The 17047-nt window shown below is 45.6% G+C and carries 17 protein-coding genes; 15 read left to right on the plus strand and 2 right to left on the minus strand.

Features of this window, described 5'->3' with window-relative positions; translation table 11 throughout:
- Nucleotides 1-38 precede the first annotated feature (38 nt).
- The 3 genes from HMPREF9447_RS20175 to HMPREF9447_RS20185 all read left to right on the plus strand — a co-directional run bounded on the left by HMPREF9447_RS20175 (nt 39) and on the right by HMPREF9447_RS20185 (nt 3429).
- Nucleotides 39-947 carry a TPM domain-containing protein gene (locus HMPREF9447_RS20175; RefSeq protein WP_009131632.1) on the plus strand — a complete coding sequence of 303 codons (909 nt, stop codon included), beginning with the start codon at nt 39-41 and terminating at the stop codon, nt 945-947.
- Nucleotides 948-988: 41 nt separating this feature from the next.
- Nucleotides 989-1570, plus strand: coding sequence for a LemA family protein (locus tag HMPREF9447_RS20180; RefSeq protein WP_009131633.1), 582 nt, complete (start codon nt 989-991; stop codon nt 1568-1570).
- Between the two features lie 212 nt (nt 1571-1782).
- Nucleotides 1783-3429 carry a GH32 C-terminal domain-containing protein gene (locus HMPREF9447_RS20185; RefSeq protein ID WP_009131634.1) on the plus strand — a complete coding sequence of 549 codons (1647 nt, stop codon included), beginning with the start codon at nt 1783-1785 and terminating at the stop codon, nt 3427-3429.
- An 80-nt stretch (nt 3430-3509) separates the two neighbouring features.
- Here HMPREF9447_RS20185 and HMPREF9447_RS20190 read toward each other — a convergent pair whose 3' ends face one another.
- Nucleotides 3510-4070, minus strand: coding sequence for a hypothetical protein (locus HMPREF9447_RS20190; protein ID WP_009131635.1), 561 nt, complete (start codon nt 4068-4070; stop codon nt 3510-3512).
- 12 nt (nt 4071-4082) lie between these two features.
- Nucleotides 4083-4571 carry an RNA polymerase sigma factor gene (locus HMPREF9447_RS20195; protein ID WP_044138556.1) on the minus strand — a complete coding sequence of 163 codons (489 nt, stop codon included), beginning with the start codon at nt 4569-4571 and terminating at the stop codon, nt 4083-4085.
- Nucleotides 4572-5213: 642 nt separating this feature from the next.
- On the opposite strand from HMPREF9447_RS20195, the gene HMPREF9447_RS20200 reads away from it, so the two are divergent.
- The 12 genes from HMPREF9447_RS20200 (at nt 5214) to miaA (ending at nt 17046) form a co-directional block, all read left to right on the plus strand.
- Nucleotides 5214-5438 carry a hypothetical protein gene (locus HMPREF9447_RS20200; protein WP_009131637.1) on the plus strand — a complete coding sequence of 75 codons (225 nt, stop codon included), beginning with the start codon at nt 5214-5216 and terminating at the stop codon, nt 5436-5438.
- Nucleotides 5439-5525: 87 nt separating this feature from the next.
- Nucleotides 5526-6695: an AIR synthase-related protein gene (locus HMPREF9447_RS20205; protein WP_009131638.1), complete on the plus strand. Its 1170-nt coding sequence runs from the start codon at nt 5526-5528 to the stop codon at nt 6693-6695.
- Nucleotides 6696-6715: 20 nt separating this feature from the next.
- Entirely contained in the window at nt 6716-6919 is a 204-nt protein-coding gene (locus tag HMPREF9447_RS28575) for a hypothetical protein (RefSeq protein ID WP_009131639.1), read from the plus strand.
- A gap of 5 nt (nt 6920-6924) precedes the next feature.
- On the plus strand, nt 6925-8037 hold the full coding sequence (gene prfA, locus HMPREF9447_RS20210) for a peptide chain release factor 1 (RefSeq protein WP_009131640.1): 1113 nt from the start codon (nt 6925-6927) through the stop codon (nt 8035-8037).
- Between the two features lie 19 nt (nt 8038-8056).
- Nucleotides 8057-9832 (plus strand): DUF4153 domain-containing protein, encoded by a 1776-nt coding sequence (locus HMPREF9447_RS20215; RefSeq protein WP_009131641.1) that lies wholly within the window; start codon nt 8057-8059, stop codon nt 9830-9832.
- A gap of 35 nt (nt 9833-9867) precedes the next feature.
- The gene (gene pyrF, locus HMPREF9447_RS20220) at nt 9868-10698 is read left to right on the plus strand and encodes an orotidine-5'-phosphate decarboxylase (RefSeq protein ID WP_009131642.1); all 831 of its coding nucleotides are present in this window, start codon (nt 9868-9870) and stop codon (nt 10696-10698) included.
- A gap of 32 nt (nt 10699-10730) precedes the next feature.
- Complete coding sequence (locus HMPREF9447_RS20225) at nt 10731-11957, plus strand: HD domain-containing protein (protein WP_009131643.1); 1227 nt, start codon at nt 10731-10733, stop codon at nt 11955-11957.
- 85 nt (nt 11958-12042) lie between these two features.
- On the plus strand, nt 12043-13083 hold the full coding sequence (gene lpxD, locus HMPREF9447_RS20230) for a UDP-3-O-(3-hydroxymyristoyl)glucosamine N-acyltransferase (protein ID WP_009131644.1): 1041 nt from the start codon (nt 12043-12045) through the stop codon (nt 13081-13083).
- Between the two features lie 3 nt (nt 13084-13086).
- Nucleotides 13087-14472 carry a bifunctional UDP-3-O-[3-hydroxymyristoyl] N-acetylglucosamine deacetylase/3-hydroxyacyl-ACP dehydratase gene (locus HMPREF9447_RS20235; protein WP_009131645.1) on the plus strand — a complete coding sequence of 462 codons (1386 nt, stop codon included), beginning with the start codon at nt 13087-13089 and terminating at the stop codon, nt 14470-14472.
- A 112-nt stretch (nt 14473-14584) separates the two neighbouring features.
- The gene (gene lpxA, locus HMPREF9447_RS20240) at nt 14585-15352 is read left to right on the plus strand and encodes an acyl-ACP--UDP-N-acetylglucosamine O-acyltransferase (protein WP_009131646.1); all 768 of its coding nucleotides are present in this window, start codon (nt 14585-14587) and stop codon (nt 15350-15352) included.
- A gap of 70 nt (nt 15353-15422) precedes the next feature.
- Complete coding sequence (locus tag HMPREF9447_RS20245) at nt 15423-15983, plus strand: IS1096 element passenger TnpR family protein (RefSeq protein ID WP_009131647.1); 561 nt, start codon at nt 15423-15425, stop codon at nt 15981-15983.
- A gap of 166 nt (nt 15984-16149) precedes the next feature.
- Nucleotides 16150-17046, plus strand: coding sequence for a tRNA (adenosine(37)-N6)-dimethylallyltransferase MiaA (gene miaA, locus HMPREF9447_RS20250; protein ID WP_009131648.1), 897 nt, complete (start codon nt 16150-16152; stop codon nt 17044-17046).
- Nucleotide 17047: the final 1 nt, after the last annotated feature.

The raw sequence follows: 17047 nt of genomic DNA on the forward strand, positions 1-17047 counted from the left end.
TGTGATTTTTCCTACCTTCGTCCTACAAATACATTAGTATGAAAAGATTAATCTCTATAAGTTTATTCCTATGCCTGCTCCTATCCGTACAGGCACAGAAGGTCTATACTACAGACAATATCCCCAAAGTACATCTCCAGAACAAAATGCGCTATGTCTGCAATCCGGACGACATCCTCTCACAGGCTGCCTGCGACAGTATTGATCGTATGTTGTATGCACTGGAGCAACAGACGGGTATTGAAACAGTAGTTGCCGTGGTTCCCTCCATTGGCAATGAAGACTGCTTTGACTTTGCACACCGACTGCTCAACGAATGGGGTGTGGGAAAGAAAGGAAAGAATAACGGTCTGGTCATCCTCTTGGTAACAGACCAGCGTTGCATACAGTTCTACACAGGCTATGGTCTGGAAGGGGACTTGCCTGATGCCATCTGCAAACGTATCCAGACACGGGACATGATACCTTATCTGAAAGACGGTAACTGGGATGCCGGTATGGTGGCGGGTGTGCGTGCCGTTTGCGGCAGACTGGACGGCAGCATGGTGAACGATACGGAAGACGAAGAAGATATCTCTTTCTTTGGTATTCTGGCAGCAGTCATTGGTTTCTTTGTGGTAGCCGGACTGATAGGCTGGATTGCGGCACGCGCTGCAAGCAAATGCCCCAACTGCGGGCAACACAAGTTGCAACGCACCGGAAGCAAAGTCGTTTCACGCCACAACGGAGTAAAAACGGAAGACGTCACCTATACCTGCCGCAACTGCGGACACAGCATAGTGCGCCGTAAGCAATCGTATGATGAAAACTATCGTGGCGGCGGTGGAGGCGGTCCAGTCATCTTTGGTGGTGGCGGTGGCTTCGGCGGCAGAGGCGGAGGTGGTTTCAGCGGAGGCAGCTTCGGCGGAGGTATGGGAGGCGGCGGAGGTGCCGGTTCCCGATTCTAAGAGCTAAATACATTATATATAATCATTTAATAAAGAAAAGTATGAAGAAGTCAACTATTATCATTCTTGTTGTTTTAGCACTCCTCGTCATTTGGGGCGTCACTGGTTATAACGGACTGGTAACGATGGATGAAAACGTAAGCGGACAATGGTCGAACGTTGAAACACAGTATCAACGCCGTGCCGATTTGATTCCCAATCTGGTTAGTACAGTAAAAGGATATGCATCTCACGAACAAGAAACATTGGAAGGTGTAGTGCAGGCTCGCAGTCAGGCAACTCAGATAAAAGTGGATGCCAACGACCTGACACCCGAAAAACTGGCTGAATATCAGAAAGCACAAGGTGCCGTCACTTCCGCATTGGGCAAGTTGCTCGCCATCACCGAGAATTATCCCGACCTGAAAGCCAACCAGAACTTCCTGGAACTGCAAGCTCAGTTGGAAGGAACGGAGAACCGTATCAATGTGGCACGTACTAACTTCAACAATGCAGCGAAGGATTTCAATACAGCCATCCGCCGTTTCCCGAAGAATATACTCGCAAGCCTGTTCGGCTTCGAGAAACGCGCTTACTTTGAAGCTGCCGAAGGTAGCGAAACTGCGCCAACAGTACAGTTTTAGAGATATTAAACTTCACGACGAAGAGAAATAGCTTGTATCCCCCTTTCACACAAAAATACCTGTAAAGAAAGTATTCTTGTGAGAAAGGGGGATGTTTTATGCCTATAATGCAACCCCTCTTACATCTTTTGATTCATTTGTTCTAAACAGTATAAACAAAAGCCATTAATTTTGTGCAATAAGTTTATACTAACCTATTAATAAATTAAATCATGAAAATACCATGTAAAGCAGCATTCACGATTTACCTCCTTTTATTCTCCGGCATCACTCTATATGCAGGAGATATATCTTTCAAAATAACAAAGAAATACCTGAATTTTCCTGTTTCACACAGACAAGACAGATGTAAAATGACATTTGATGTGAAAGGAGAAAGTACGCTGTCCGTAGTAATTCGCTTAGCACCCGATGAAGCAGATTATTGGGTATTCAGAGATGTATCCGCTTTTAAAGGAAAGACTATCAAAATCACTTATGAAGGTAATGATGCCGGATTAAATAAAATCTATCAGGCAGATGAATTTGCCGGACAGGATAGCTTATATAAAGAGAAAAACCGTCCACAGTTTCACTTTACTACCCAAAGGGGATGGATTAACGACCCTAATGGACTGATATACCACAAGGGTGAATACCATTTATTCTATCAACACAACCCCTATGAAAAGGATTGGGAAAATATGCATTGGGGGCACGCCGTCAGCAAAGACCTGGTGCATTGGGAAGAACTGGCAGATGCCTTATACCCCGACCACTTAGGAACCATGTTTTCCGGTTCGGCCGTCATTGATTATGAAAATACGGCAGGTTTCAATAAAGGCAAGACGCCTGCCATGGTAGTGGCCTTTACAGCCGCCGGTCCTGACAGACAAGTGCAAGGAATTGCCTACAGCCTTGACGACGGGCGCACATTCACAAAATATGCCGGGAACCCGGTTATTGACTCTAAAGATAAATGGAACAGCAATGACACACGCGATCCGAAAGTCTTCTGGTATGCTCCATCCAAGCACTGGGTTATGGTGCTGAACGAGCGGGACGGACATTCCATCTATACATCCGGCAATTTGAAAGATTGGACCTATGAAAGTCACATAACCGGCTTCTGGGAATGTCCCGAATTATTTGAGTTGCCGGTAGACGGTGATACGCAGACTATGAAATGGGTAATGTATGGTGCATCGGGCACCTACATGATAGGTTCTTTCAACGGCAAAGAGTTTAAACCCGAAACCGGGAAGTTTTGCTATACGAACGGCTGCATCTACGCGGCGCAGACTTTCACCAATATTCCCGCTACTGATGGACGACGCATTCAGATGGGTTGGGGAAGGGTTTCCCATCCAGGCATGCCGTTCAATGGCATGATGATGATGCCTACAGAACTGACTTTACGCACAACGAAAGACGGAATCCGCCTAATCAGTGTGCCCGTGAAAGAGACAGAACAATTGTTTCAATCGGTTCAGAAATGGCAGTCGCTTACTTCCGATGAAGCCAACCAAAAACTGGCCGCGTTCAAAGCCACAGATTGTCTTCGCATCAAAACGACTATTAAATTATCACATGCAACAGATGCCGGACTCAGCCTTTTCGGACAGCGTATCCTAAATTATGATATGAACTTCAACACAGTGAACGGTCATTTTTATTCGCCGCAAGACCCGACCAGCATGGAATTATCTGCTGACATTTATATTGACCGGACAACCATTGAGGTATTCATAGATGGGGGATTATATTCTTATTCGATGGAACGCCACCCTTCCGATGGGAACAAAGAAGGACTCCATTTCTGGGGAAACCGCATCGAGGTTAAGCATCTGGAAGTTTTCTCTGTAAAATCCATCTGGTAAACTATAAACCAGAAAATGCCTTCTCAGCTCCAACTTTAGCTGAGAAGGCATTTTCATCTTGCCACTACTCCGGTAGTTCTTTATTGTAAGTCCGTTATCGCCTCCCGCAATTCCTTCACGCCACGCCATGCTCTGAGGAACAAACGGAGTCCAGCCAGCAGTCCGATGCCAAGCCCCGTCCATGCACCTGCCATCACATAGGGATCACCAAATCCCGACATATCCCATAGCATACTCACCAGCAAAGGTACGGCACACAATACACTTACAGCGATCCCCACCTTGAAAGACATATGAAAGCGACTTTCTGCCAGACAAACCTCACGCACAGTCAGTTTCAGGCAGTCAATCCGTTTTAGCAATAGCCACCATGTGAATTGGCGAGCTATGATTACAGCCACAAACACAAACAGCAATACCCACGTCAGCAGACTAAAGGCATAGTTGTCATGACGGTTCATTATCAAGAGAAGGGCAGGCAAAACAACCACCAGCATCATGAACCGCTTCAGTATACGTTCCCGCACCTGTTGCAGTTTGCTGTTCACCGTTTTATTCTGTTGCTGACGCTGTTCCATTTCCAACCGCCCCAGTCTTTCTTCCATTATATTCCAGTTTTGTTTCAATTCTTCCAGTTCCATAATCTGTCTTATTTAGCTATTCGCTTGTTTGGTTAGTTTATCCTTGATTCGTTTCAGTCTCGAAGCTACGGTATTGCGCGGCACGCCCACAATTTCCGCAATCTCCTCATAAGAGTTTTCGTCCAGCCATAGGAGGATGACGGCACGTTCAAACTTGTCCAATCCCGCAATGAGGCGATACATCTCTTTCAGGCGCCGGGTAGTTTCGTTATCCTCTGCCTCGAGACCGTAGAGGGAATCGAGCGAGGTATGTTCGCCCCGGCGTTGCTGCTGGCGGTAGAAGGAGATGCAGGTGTTCAGTCCTACGCGGTAAATCCACGAAGAAGGTTTGCCTTTTCCTTCATATCCGTCGAAACCTCGCCAAAGGTTTATCACAACTTCCTGATAGAGGTCCTTAAAGTTATCTCCATCCGTGGCATACATATAGCAGATTTTATAAATCACCCGCTTATATTCCTCAATGAGAGAAGTGAACTGTTTTTCTTTCGTATTCTGTTCCATCTTAAGATAGTCTTTTGTACATAAGACGCCCGCTTTGGATATTAGTTGCAGGAGGGAAGAAAAAAAAGACAAGTTAAGGCTGTTTTCACGCTCAGTATTTGCCATCTTTTGCCAAGCTTATGGCAAAGTTTTGCCAGTGTGGTGGCAAAGTCTTGCCAAGCCTATGGCAAAGTCTTGCCACTTCGATGGCAAAAGTTTGCCAATACGGTGGCAAAACATTGGCAAAGTAATAGCAACGAATTGCTTCACTTAGAGGTCACTGTTTCAGTAGGGCTAGCTATAAAGATTTTATAGTTCATTTCTACCTCGATCTATGCATACTTTTTGAAAAAAAATTGTACCTTTGTCGCGTATTTCTTTCGTAGAGAAGAGATATGTTTCCGATTTGGAGATATCATTTTATTATTCGTAACTTCTAAAGTCTGGTAAATTTTTACAAGCACGGATAATAAGTGAAAAGGTCTCCACGTCCGGGTTGCGTATAACTTTGTTATATACACTCTGGCGTGGGGCTATTGCTTATTATTGCTTGGCAGGTTTACCAGAGCCTTGAGGTTGAATAATATGCCAATAGTTCCCACGTCTTTTTTATGTTTAAAGAAATAGGGAATACACGACTAACCCTTTAAAACTTATAACACGATGAATGAACCTCTTACCTGCTCCTGCCAGATGAAAACCGACTTAGAAAACTCAGCCGATGCACTTTCGTTTCTCGAAGAGAATTACTCTTTACCCAGTATCAGGAACAATCTGAATAAATTTTCTAAGCAAGAACTGCGCTGTGCTTGTTGCCTGTTGGAGACTGCCTTAATGAGAATATCCCAAAAGAAAACGATTTGGGAGCGATTGACTGTAAAGAAGTAGAGTTAGGCTAATTTCTTACGCAAACTCAAGGCTATAAGCAAAATAATCGCTACTTTTGCGCATTCAATTGAAAAAACATATCAACTCATGAGTAACCAAAGATACATGATGCGTGGTGTCAGCGCGTCTAAAGAAGATGTGCACAATGCCATCAAGAACATCGACAAAGGAATTTTCCCGCAAGCTTTCTGCAAAATCATCCCCGACATTTTGGGCGGAAACCCGGAGTATTGCAACATTATGCATGCCGACGGTGCAGGTACCAAGTCCTCGCTGGCTTATATGTACTGGAAAGAAACGGGTGACCTCTCCGTATGGAAAGGCATTGCACAAGATGCCCTGATTATGAATATCGACGACCTGCTCTGTGTAGGTGCAGTGGATAATATTCTGGTGTCTTCCACCATCGGACGAAACAAATTGCTGATTCCGGGCGAAGTAATCTCCGCCATCATCAACGGCACAGACGAGTTGCTCGCCGAACTCCGTGAGATGGGCGTAGGCGTATATGCCACAGGTGGCGAAACCGCCGACGTAGGCGACTTGGTGCGTACCATCATCGTAGACAGCACCGTGACTTGCCGCATGAAGCGCAGCGATGTGATTGACAATGCGAATATCCGTCCGGGCGATGTGATTGTAGGCATGGCTTCTTACGGACAGGCTACTTACGAGAAAGAATATAACGGCGGCATGGGCAGCAACGGCCTGACCTCTGCCCGCCACGACGTATTCTCCAAGTATCTGGCAGAGAAATATCCCGAAAGTTATGATAAGGCAGTGCCCGAAGAGCTGGTTTACAGTGGCGGTTTGAAACTGACGGATGCCGTAGAAGGTAGTCCGCTGGATGCAGGCAAACTGGTGCTCTCCCCTACTCGCACGTATGCGCCGGTGGTGAAAAAGTTGCTGGATGCGCTTCGTCCTGAAATCCACGGTATGGTACACTGCTCGGGTGGCGCACAAACCAAAGTGCTGCACTTTATAGGAGATAATTGTCGCGTAATTAAGGATAACCTGTTCCCTGTTCCTCCCTTGTTCAAAACCATTAAGGAAGAGAGTAACACGGACTGGGCAGAGATGTACAAGGTATTCAATATGGGACACAGACTGGAAGTATACCTGTCGCCCGAACATGCCGAAGAAGTAATCGCCATCAGCAAGAGTTTCGGTATCGATGCTCAGATTGTGGGACGCATTGAGGAAAGCGATAAGAAGGAGCTGATTATTAAGAGCGAGTTCGGAGAATTTAGATACTAATTAAATATCTGACTAATAAAATGAAGAAACTCATTTATATATTATGCTGCCTTTTTTGCCTCTGTATCACCATAGATATGGGGTGCGATATATGGGAACAAGTATCTACACAACCATTCACTTTCCGGATGTTTATGCGTATGCTTGCACTTTTGGGCTGGTGTTTCATCACTTATGGTGTCATCACCCAAAGATATAAATGGGTACAAAAACTTTGTAAATAGAATAAATGGCAGACAACAACACCATATTAGAAAAACTGGAAGGCCTCGTTGCCCGCTTCGAAGAAGTATCGACGCTGATTACAGACCCGGCAGTGATTGCCGACCAGAAGCGTTATGTGAAGCTCACCAAAGAGTATAAAGAACTGGGCGACCTGATGAATGCCCGCAAAGAATATATCCAGGTACTGAACGGCATTGAGGAAGCCAAGGAAATCATCACCAACGAAACAGACCCGGAAATGCGGGAAATGGCACGTGAAGAACTGGATGCCTGCCAAACCCGACAGCCGGAACTGGAAGAGCACATCAAACTCCTCCTTGTGCCTGCCGACCCGCAGGACGGCAAGAATGCCATCCTCGAAATCCGTGGTGGTACGGGTGGCGACGAAGCCGCTATCTTTGCCGGAGACCTCTTCCGCATGTATACCAAGTTTTGCGAAACGAAAGGTTGGAGAATGGAAATATCCAGCGTCAACGAAGGCGCAGCAGGCGGATTCAAGGAAATCATCTGTAGCGTGACGGGCGAAAATGTCTACGGAACCCTGAAATATGAATCGGGCGTACACCGCGTGCAACGCGTGCCGGCTACTGAGACACAGGGTCGTGTGCATACTTCTGCCGCCAGTGTGGCAGTGCTTCCCGAAGCCGAAGAGTTTGACGTAGTCATCAACGAAGGCGAAATCAAATGGGATACTTTCCGAAGCGGCGGTGCCGGCGGACAGAACGTAAACAAGGTGGAATCCGGCGTGCGCTTGCGTTACGTCTGGAGAAACCCCAACACAGGCACTTCCGAAGAAATCCTGATAGAATGTACCGAAACGCGTGACCAGCCTAAAAACAAGGAACGCGCCCTCTCCCGTCTGCGTACCTTCATCTACGACAAGGAACACCAGAAATACTTGGATGACATCGCTTCCAAGCGGAAAACAATGGTATCTACCGGAGACCGCTCCGCAAAAATCCGTACCTATAATTATCCGCAGGGACGCATCACCGACCATCGCATCAACTATACCATTTATAACCTCGCCGCCTTTATGGATGGCGGCATCCAGGACTGCATCGACCACCTGATTGTTGCAGAAAATGCAGAACGACTGAAAGAAAGCGAACTGTAAAAAAACAATAGCGAAGCGGATGAAAGAACCTTTGTTAAAAAAAACATTCCATACCATGACGGAAGCTTTTCAGAATTGCTGGAAGCGCTTCCCCATCACTGTATGTTTTGTTTTTGTGCTTGCTGCCTATTTAGCCTATCTGGTGGCTACCGACATGGAAGGCGACAGGAAGCAATTGATGGTTCTGGGCTACTATTTCTCCATCGGCATGTTGCTTTCACTCACTCTCCATCTGTGGAGCGAAGAGATAAAAAGCAAACTGAAAAGCACAATTGTGCATGTAGTGATGCATGTGTTGCTCATTGCAGACGCCGTATATCTTTACAGCCTCTCACCCGAACAATCACTCACCGAAATAGGCATAGCCCACGGAGCAGGTATACTGGCTTTGTGGCTTTCGGTGTTTTTCCTTTCATTCACCAAAGAAAAGAATGACATCCCAAGCTGGAACTTTACCTCATATACCATAGGGACTTTTGTCACGGCAAATGTGGTGGGACTCATCATGAGTGGCGGAATAAGTCTGCTGGTATTCTCGCTTCAGAAACTTTTCAATGTGGATGTGAGCTGGAGATGTTATCTATATATCCTTATTATATGTAGCGTACTGCTCCCCATGTTGCTCTTCCTCGGCATGTTACCCAAAGACGAACAGAAACATGACCGGGAACCGCAATCATCGGACTTCCTGAAAGGAACCATACATTTCCTTTTCCTGCCGCTGATAGCAGGATATCTGCTTGTGCTCTACATCTATGCCGCCCGCATTCTTATCAGTTGGGAGTTACCCATCGGATGGGTATCCTGGCTTGTGGTGGCACTTATGGCAGGATGCATCGCTACCGAGTTCGGCCTATATCCGGCACGTATTCAGGAAACCAAACGGGCAAACGAATGGATTGCACGATGGTTGCCTGCCTTGGTATTGCCGCTTCTGGTACTGATGACAGTCGGCATTATGCGCCGTTTCAACGATTATGGCATCACCATAAACCGCCTTTACATCATTACGCTTAATATCTGGTTCTACATCGTTTGCTTCGGACTTGTCTTCACCAAGGCGCGTCGCATAAGCTGGATACCCATTTCATTTTCCATTATCTTCCTGCTCACCTCGGCATTGCCCGTGAACTATGCAAGTATCACACGGAATACAATCCGCAATGACGTAAAGGAAGAACTAAAACGTAGCTGCGACATGGAGTTGCCGCTCACGCGTGAGCAATATAATCAGTGGATAGAGACGCTTCCGGAGGGAACCGCGGCACAAGTGAACGATAAATTCATGTATCTGCGCAACTGGTTCGGGCGAAAAAGCATAGCCGACCTTGTGGATAGGGATGTATCGTTCTATTCTGCCAGACATCATTATGAAACAGATAATGACGACATTGCTGTTGATGCTGAACCGGTATCTACACCCACCATATCATACAGAGCACAGGCAGCATCTCAGGTCGACATCAAAATACCCAATGGGTATAATCGGTTCATAGCCATCCCCGACCCGAAAGAGTCAGATTGGAGTTGTACCATCCCACGTAAATATCTCGAGACAGGAATATTACCCGTCTCCCTCGGTACTCGGACAGGTCATATGAACGATAGTGTCTATATTGACCTGAAAACCCTTGAGACACTCCGCCAATACAAATATGGCGAAATGCCTCCCACTACATTCCAATGTAACTCAAACAAGAACCTGTTCATGCTTACCCGCTTCTCTTTAAATTATCCGAAAGTAGGACAAGAAGAACTTAAATTAGGCATAAACGGTTATCTATTCAAGAAATAATCAAATGAATCATAAACAGACTAAAAATATTCGTCATGAATAAACAACAGCTTTTTGAAAATATCAAGCGCAAGAAATCATTCCTCTGCGTAGGTCTGGATACAGACATCAAGAAAATTCCCGAACACTTATTGAAAGAAGAAGACCCGATTTTCGCTTTCAACAAAGCCATCATCGACGCAACGGCCGACCTTTGTATCGCCTACAAACCCAATCTCGCTTTTTATGAAAGCATGGGTGTGAAAGGTTGGATCTCCTTCGAAAAAACCGTGAAGTATATCAAAGAAAACTATCCCGACCAATTCATCATCGCTGACGCCAAACGCGGTGACATAGGAAATACATCTGCCATGTATGCCCGCACCTTCTTCGAAGAACTGGACATTGACTCTGTAACCGTGGCTCCCTACATGGGTGAGGATAGCGTCACTCCGTTCCTCACTTACGAAGGCAAATGGGTAATCCTACTGGCACTGACCAGCAACAAAGGTTCGCACGACTTCCAGTTGACGGAAGACCCTAACGGCGAACGCCTCTTCGAGAAAGTATTGCGCAAATCGCAGGAATGGGCCGGAGACGAACAAATGATGTACGTGGTAGGCGCTACCCAAGGCCGTGCTTTTGAAGACATCCGTAAGATTGTTCCCAACCACTTCCTGCTCGTGCCGGGTGTGGGTGCACAAGGTGGTTCACTGGAAGAAGTTTGCAAATATGGCATGAACTCCACTTGCGGACTGATTGTGAATTCTAGTCGTGGCATCATATACGTAGATAAAACAGAAAAGTTTGCCGAAGCTGTCCGCAATGCCGCTAAAGAAGTACAGCAGCAAATGGCGGAACAGTTGAAGGGAGTGATTAATGCTTAATCACTTATCACTTACCCTTAATCACTAACAACGTGTTCGAAAGGAAAATCATCAACGACCCGGTGTTCGGGTTCATCAATATTCCGAAAGGGTTGCTGTACGACATCGTACGGCATCCCCTTCTGCAACGCCTGAATCGCATCAAGCAACTGGGCTTGTCGTCTGTAGTTTATCCCGGCGCACAACACACCCGCTTCCAGCATTCGCTGGGCGCTTTCCATCTGATGAGCGAAGCCATCCAGCACCTCACCAGCAAGGGAAACTTCATCTTCGACAGTGAAGCCGAAGCGGTGCAGGCAGCTATTTTGATGCACGACATCGGACATGGACCGTTCTCCCATGTACTGGAAGATACCATTGTACAGGGTGTATCCCATGAAGATATTTCACTTCTACTGATGGAACGCATCAACAAAGAAATGAACGGACAGTTAACTCTTGCTATTCAAATCTTCAAGGACGAATACCCCAAAAGCTTCCTGCATCAACTCGTCAGCGGGCAACTCGATATGGACCGTATGGACTACCTACGCCGTGATAGTTTCTACACCGGCGTGACGGAAGGTAACATTGGTTCGGCACGCATCATCAAAATGCTCGACGTGAAAGAAGATCATCTCGTAGTAGAGTCCAAAGGCATCTACTCCATCGAGAATTTCCTCACTGCCCGCCGTCTGATGTACTGGCAGGTATATCTGCACAAAACGTCCGTAGCCTACGAGAAAATGCTCATCAGCACCTTGCTCCGTGCCAAAGAACTGGCAAACCAGGGTGTGGAATTATTTGCTTCACCGGCACTGCGTTTTTTCCTTTACAATGACATCAATAAGGAAACTTTCTATGCCAATCCCGAATGTTTGGAGAACTTCATCCAACTGGATGACAATGATATATGGACCGCTCTGAAAGTGTGGAGCACCCATAGCGACAAGGTTCTGTCCACGTTAAGTCTCGGAATGATTAACCGCAATATCTTCAAAGTAGAAATTTCTACTGAACCGATATGTGAAAAAAGAAAAAAAGAGTTAACTTTGCAAATCAGTCAGCAACTGGACATACCCCTCTCTGAAGCGAGCTATTTCGTCTCTACCCCCAGCATCGAGAAGAATATGTACGACCCGGCAGACGATAGTATTGATATCCTCTATAAAGACGGAAGCATCAAGAATATTGCTGAAGCATCGGACATGCTCAACATTTCTCTTCTGTCTAAAAAAGTAAAAAAATACTATCTTTGCTACCAACGTTTGCATAGGTAAGTATAAAATATTCACCCAAGGACAAGGAAATATAAAAAAAAAGTCCGTTATTTGTGATTTGAAACCATCTAACAAGAATAAGACAATGGAGTTCTCTGCTAAACAAATTGCAACATTTATCCAAGGAGAAATCGTTGGAGACGAGAATGCAACTGTACATACTTTTGCCAAAATAGAAGAAGGCATCCCCGGTGCTATCTCGTTTCTGTCCAATCCCAAATATATATCTTATATATACGACACTCAATCCAGCATAGTACTGGTAAACAAAGACTTCGTCCCCGAGCAGGAAGTAAAAACGACTTTAATCAAGGTGGACAATGCTTATGAAAGTCTTGCTAAATTACTCAACCTTTATGAACAAAGTAAGCCTAAGCGTGTTGGAATTCATCCGCTGGCCTTCGTTGCCGACACTGCAAAAGTAGGCAAGGATGTTTACATTGCTCCATTCGCATGCATCGGCGAATATGCTGAGGTGGGAGATAATACGATGATTCATCCGCATGCCACCATCGGTAGCGGTGCCAAAGTAGGAAACGATTGCATCATATATGCCAGCGCAACCATTTACCATGACTGCCGGGTGGGCAATCATTGCATTCTGCATTCCGGCAGTGTGATTGGTGCGGACGGTTTTGGCTTCGCCCCTACTATCGAAGGTTACGAGAAGATTCCTCAAATCGGTATCGTAATATTGGAAGACAATGTGGAAATCGGTGCCAACACTTGTGTGGATCGCGCCACAATGGGAGCAACCATCGTCCATAAAGGTGTGAAGTTGGACAATCTGATACAGATAGCCCACAATGACGAAATCGGTTCGCATACCGTTATGGCAGCGCAAGTGGGTGTTGCAGGTTCCACAAAAGTGGGCGAATGGTGTATGTTCGGTGGCCAGGTAGGCATTGCAGGACACAGCCATATAGGCAATAAAGTGAGCCTCGGAGCCCAATCGGGCGTACCGGGCGATTTAAAAGATGGTAGCCAGTTAATCGGCACCCCCCCTATGGAGTTGAAACAATACTTCAAGGCTTCCATTGCACAACGGAGCTTACCCGAGATGCAGAAAGAAATCCGCCAGCTCCGTAAAGAATTGAATGAATTAAAACAACAAATAAACAAGTAACAAATGTTGAAACAAAAGACTCTGAAAGACAGTTTTTCCCTCAGTGGTAAAGGCCTTCATACGGGACTTGACCTAACGGTTACTTTCAATCCGGCTCCGGACAATCACGGATACAAAATCCAGCGTATCGACCTGGAAGGGCAACCTACCATTGAAGCGGTAGCGGACAATGTGACTGAAACGACCCGTGGCACTGTTCTTTCCAAGAACAATGTGAAAGTTAGCACTGTGGAGCACGGTATGGCAGCCCTCTATGCTTTGGGCATCGACAACTGCCTGATACAAGTCAACGGTCCTGAGTTTCCTATTCTGGACGGAAGTGCCCAATATTATGCACAAGAAATAGAGCGCGTAGGTACAGAAGAACAAAATGCCGTTAAAGATTTCTATATCATCAAGTCAAAAATCGAGTTTCGCGATGAGAAGACAGGTTCTTCCATCATCGTGCTTCCTGATGAGAATTTCAGCTTAAACGTGTTGGTATCTTACGATTCGACTATCATCCCCAACCAGTTTGCAACGTTGGAAGATATGTCGAAGTTCAAAGAAGAAGTAGCCGGAAGCCGGACATTCGTATTCGTACGCGAAATTGAGCCGCTGTTGCAGGCAGGTCTTATCAAAGGGGGCGATTTGGACAATGCCATCGTGATTTACGAACGCAAGATGTCTCAGGAAGACTTCGACAAACTGGCTGACGTGATGGGAGTTCCCCACATGAATGCCGAGCAATTAGGCTACATTAATCACAAACCGCTGGTATGGCCCAATGAATGTGCGCGCCATAAACTGCTCGACGTTATCGGTGATTTGGCCCTGATAGGCAAACCCATCAAGGGACGCATCATCGCTACCCGTCCGGGACACACCATCAATAATAAGTTCGCCCGCCAAATGCGTAAAGAAATCCGTCTGCACGATATTCAGGCACCGACTTACGATTGTAATCGCGAACCTGTAATGGACGTGAATCGCATCCGTGAACTTTTGCCGCACCGCTATCCATTCCAATTGGTAGACAAAGTGATTGAAATCGGCGCCAACTACATCGTAGGTGTGAAGAATATAACTGCCAATGAACCTTTCTTCCAGGGACATTTTCCACAGGAGCCTGTAATGCCGGGGGTACTACAGGTTGAGGCCATGGCACAGGTAGGCGGTTTGCTTGTATTGAACTCAGTAGATGAGCCCGAACGTTACTCTACCTATTTTATGAAAATAGATGGTGTGAAGTTCCGACAGAAAGTAGTGCCGGGCGACACCTTGGTTTTCCGCGTAGAATTAATTTCCCCTATCCGCCGTGGCATTTCCACCATGAAAGGCTATGCATTTGTAGGAGAGAAAGTAGTTTGCGAGGCAGAATTTATGGCACAAATAGTTAAGAACAAGTGAATATAAATATTAGGTATTAAGTATTAATTATTAATTGGCTGCGCACTTATTGTTTAAGCGCTTTCATCCTGATAATTAATAATTAATATTTGATAATTAATAATTAAATAACATGATAAGTCCCTTAGCGTATATTCATCCCGAGGCAAAAATCGGGGAAAACGTAGAGATTGCTCCTTTCGTATTCATTGACAAGAATGTGGTAATCGGCGATAATAATAAAATTATGGCAAATGCCAATATTCTGTACGGTTCGCGTATCGGTAATGGAAACACTATCTTTCCGGGAGCCGTAATCGGTGCCATTCCTCAAGACTTGAAGTTCCAAGGAGAAGAAAGTACCGCTGAGATTGGTGATAACAACACTATCCGTGAAAATGTGACCGTCAACCGTGGTACGGCTGCCAAAGGCAGAACCATCATAGGAAACAATAATCTGTTGATGGAAGGAGTACACGTGGCACACGATGCCCTTGTCGGTAACTATTGCATCATCGGAAACTCAACCAAGATGGCAGGTGAAATCGTAATAGACGATTATTCCATCATCAGCGCTAATGTGTTGATGCACCAGTTCTGTCGCGTAGGTGGATTCGGAATGATACAGGGAGGTTGTCGTTTCAGCAAGGACATTCCGCCGTACATCATTGCCGGCCGGGAGCCTATCGCTTACAGTGGTATCAATATTATTGGTCTGCGCCGCCGCGGATTTAGTAATGAAACAATTGAGAATATTCACAATGCATACCGCATCATTTATCAGAGTGGACTGAATACTTCGGACGCTTTAAAGAAAATAGAGGAAGAAATTCCGACAGGTCCGGAGATTGAATATATTGTCAGCTTCATTCAGAACTCTGAACGTGGTATCATCAGGTAATAAAACGATAAAGTGATAAGTGATAACAGTGTTACCACACTATCACATTACAACATTATAACTTTAGAGTATGATTTACAGATTTACACTTATCTCCGACGAATCGGACGACTTCGTGAGAGAAATACAAATTGATCCGGAAGCTACATTCTACGACTTGCACGAGGCTATCGTGAAGTCAGTAGGTTACACCGACGACCAGATGACTTCTTTCTTCATCTGCGATGACGACTGGGAAAAAGAAAAAGAAATCACGCTGGAAGAAATGGACGACAATCCGGAAATGGACAGCTGGGTAATGAAAGACACCACTATCAGTGAACTGGTGGAAGATGAGAAACAGAAGTTGCTTTATGTATTCGATTACATGACAGAGCGTTGTTTCTTCATCGAACTTTCCGAAATCATTACCGGAAAGGAAATGAAGGGTGCCAAATGCACCAAAAAGGAAGGCGAGGCTCCGAAACAAACCGTTGACTTCGAAGAAATGGCAGCCAATAGCGGCTCACTTGACTTAGACGAAAACTTCTACGGAGACCAGGATTTCGATCTGGAAGAATTCGACCAGGAAGGATTCGATATAGGCGGCGGCGAAAGCGGCGGAGCTTCATTCGAGGAAGAAAAATTCTAAATTTGAATATACCAAGGGAGACACCATACTCTTTATAGTATATTTTTTAGACGCAGATTACGCGGATTACGCAGATTTTTTTAGTTTAGAATCCGTGTTATCCGCGTAATCTGCGTCTAAAAAATAATATCCACTTTATCTTTGAAACGTTTTATATAACATCTGTATGAAAACCCTGATAGTGCTTATTGGACCGACCGGAGTCGGAAAGACCGAACTCAGCCTACGGCTGGCAGAGCATTACCACACTTGCATCATTTCCGCTGACTCCCGTCAACTCTATGCCGACCTGAAAATAGGTACAGCAGCCCCTACCCCTGAACAACTGCAACGTGTGAAGCACTACCTTGTTGGCACATTGCAACTTACCGACTATTACAGCGCTGCCCAATACGAGGCGGAAGTACTGAAACTTCTGGATACTTTATTTACCGAACAAGACACCGTACTGCTTACCGGTGGCTCCATGATGTACGTAGATGCCGTATGCAAAGGCATTGACGACATCCCTACCGTAGATGCGGAAACGCGCCAGTTGATGCTGCACAAGTACGAAACGGAAGGTTTGGAGAGACTCTGCGCAGAACTGAAATTGCTTGATCCGGAATATTATAAAATAGTAGACCTGAAGAATCCGAAGCGCGTGATTCATGCATTGGAAATATGCTACATGACGGGAAAGACTTACACCTCCTTCCGCACCCAACAAAAGAAAGAACGTCCTTTCCGTATTGTGAAGATAGGCTTAACACGTGACCGTGAAGAACTCTACGACCGCATCAACCAACGAGTGGAGCTCATGATAGAAGACGGACTGATAGAAGAAGTCAAACAAGTATATCCATACCGGACACTCAACTCCCTGAATACGGTAGGCTACAAAGAGGTATTCAAGTATCTTGATGGAGAATGGACGCTGCCTTTCGCTATAGAGAAAATCAAGCAGAATTCACGCATCTATTCACGCAAGCAGATGACATGGTTCAAGAGAGATGAAGAAATTCGTTGGTTCCATCCGGAACAAGAAACGGAGATACTGGCATACCTCCGTTCGGTGATGTAAT

This window comes from Bacteroides oleiciplenus YIT 12058 (assembly GCF_000315485.1).
In the GTDB taxonomy this organism is placed as follows: domain Bacteria; phylum Bacteroidota; class Bacteroidia; order Bacteroidales; family Bacteroidaceae; genus Bacteroides; species Bacteroides oleiciplenus.

Excerpts from the sequence above, each read along its gene's own strand:
- HMPREF9447_RS20175 (WP_009131632.1), top strand. The coding sequence starts at position 39 with ATGAAAAGATTAATCTCTATAAGTTTATTCCTATGCCTGCTCCTATCC.
- HMPREF9447_RS20180 (WP_009131633.1), top strand. The coding sequence starts at position 989 with ATGAAGAAGTCAACTATTATCATTCTTGTTGTTTTAGCACTCCTCGTC.
- HMPREF9447_RS20185 (WP_009131634.1), top strand. The coding sequence starts at position 1,783 with ATGAAAATACCATGTAAAGCAGCATTCACGATTTACCTCCTTTTATTC.
- HMPREF9447_RS20190 (WP_009131635.1), bottom strand. The coding sequence starts at position 4,070 with ATGGAACTGGAAGAATTGAAACAAAACTGGAATATAATGGAAGAAAGA.
- HMPREF9447_RS20195 (WP_044138556.1), bottom strand. The coding sequence starts at position 4,571 with ATGGAACAGAATACGAAAGAAAAACAGTTCACTTCTCTCATTGAGGAA.
- HMPREF9447_RS20200 (WP_009131637.1), top strand. The coding sequence starts at position 5,214 with ATGAATGAACCTCTTACCTGCTCCTGCCAGATGAAAACCGACTTAGAA.
- HMPREF9447_RS20205 (WP_009131638.1), top strand. The coding sequence starts at position 5,526 with ATGAGTAACCAAAGATACATGATGCGTGGTGTCAGCGCGTCTAAAGAA.
- HMPREF9447_RS28575 (WP_009131639.1), top strand. The coding sequence starts at position 6,716 with ATGAAGAAACTCATTTATATATTATGCTGCCTTTTTTGCCTCTGTATC.
- prfA (WP_009131640.1), top strand. The coding sequence starts at position 6,925 with ATGGCAGACAACAACACCATATTAGAAAAACTGGAAGGCCTCGTTGCC.
- HMPREF9447_RS20215 (WP_009131641.1), top strand. The coding sequence starts at position 8,057 with ATGAAAGAACCTTTGTTAAAAAAAACATTCCATACCATGACGGAAGCT.
- pyrF (WP_009131642.1), top strand. The coding sequence starts at position 9,868 with ATGAATAAACAACAGCTTTTTGAAAATATCAAGCGCAAGAAATCATTC.
- lpxD (WP_009131644.1), top strand. The coding sequence starts at position 12,043 with ATGGAGTTCTCTGCTAAACAAATTGCAACATTTATCCAAGGAGAAATC.
- HMPREF9447_RS20235 (WP_009131645.1), top strand. The coding sequence starts at position 13,087 with ATGTTGAAACAAAAGACTCTGAAAGACAGTTTTTCCCTCAGTGGTAAA.
- lpxA (WP_009131646.1), top strand. The coding sequence starts at position 14,585 with ATGATAAGTCCCTTAGCGTATATTCATCCCGAGGCAAAAATCGGGGAA.
- HMPREF9447_RS20245 (WP_009131647.1), top strand. The coding sequence starts at position 15,423 with ATGATTTACAGATTTACACTTATCTCCGACGAATCGGACGACTTCGTG.
- miaA (WP_009131648.1), top strand. The coding sequence starts at position 16,150 with ATGAAAACCCTGATAGTGCTTATTGGACCGACCGGAGTCGGAAAGACC.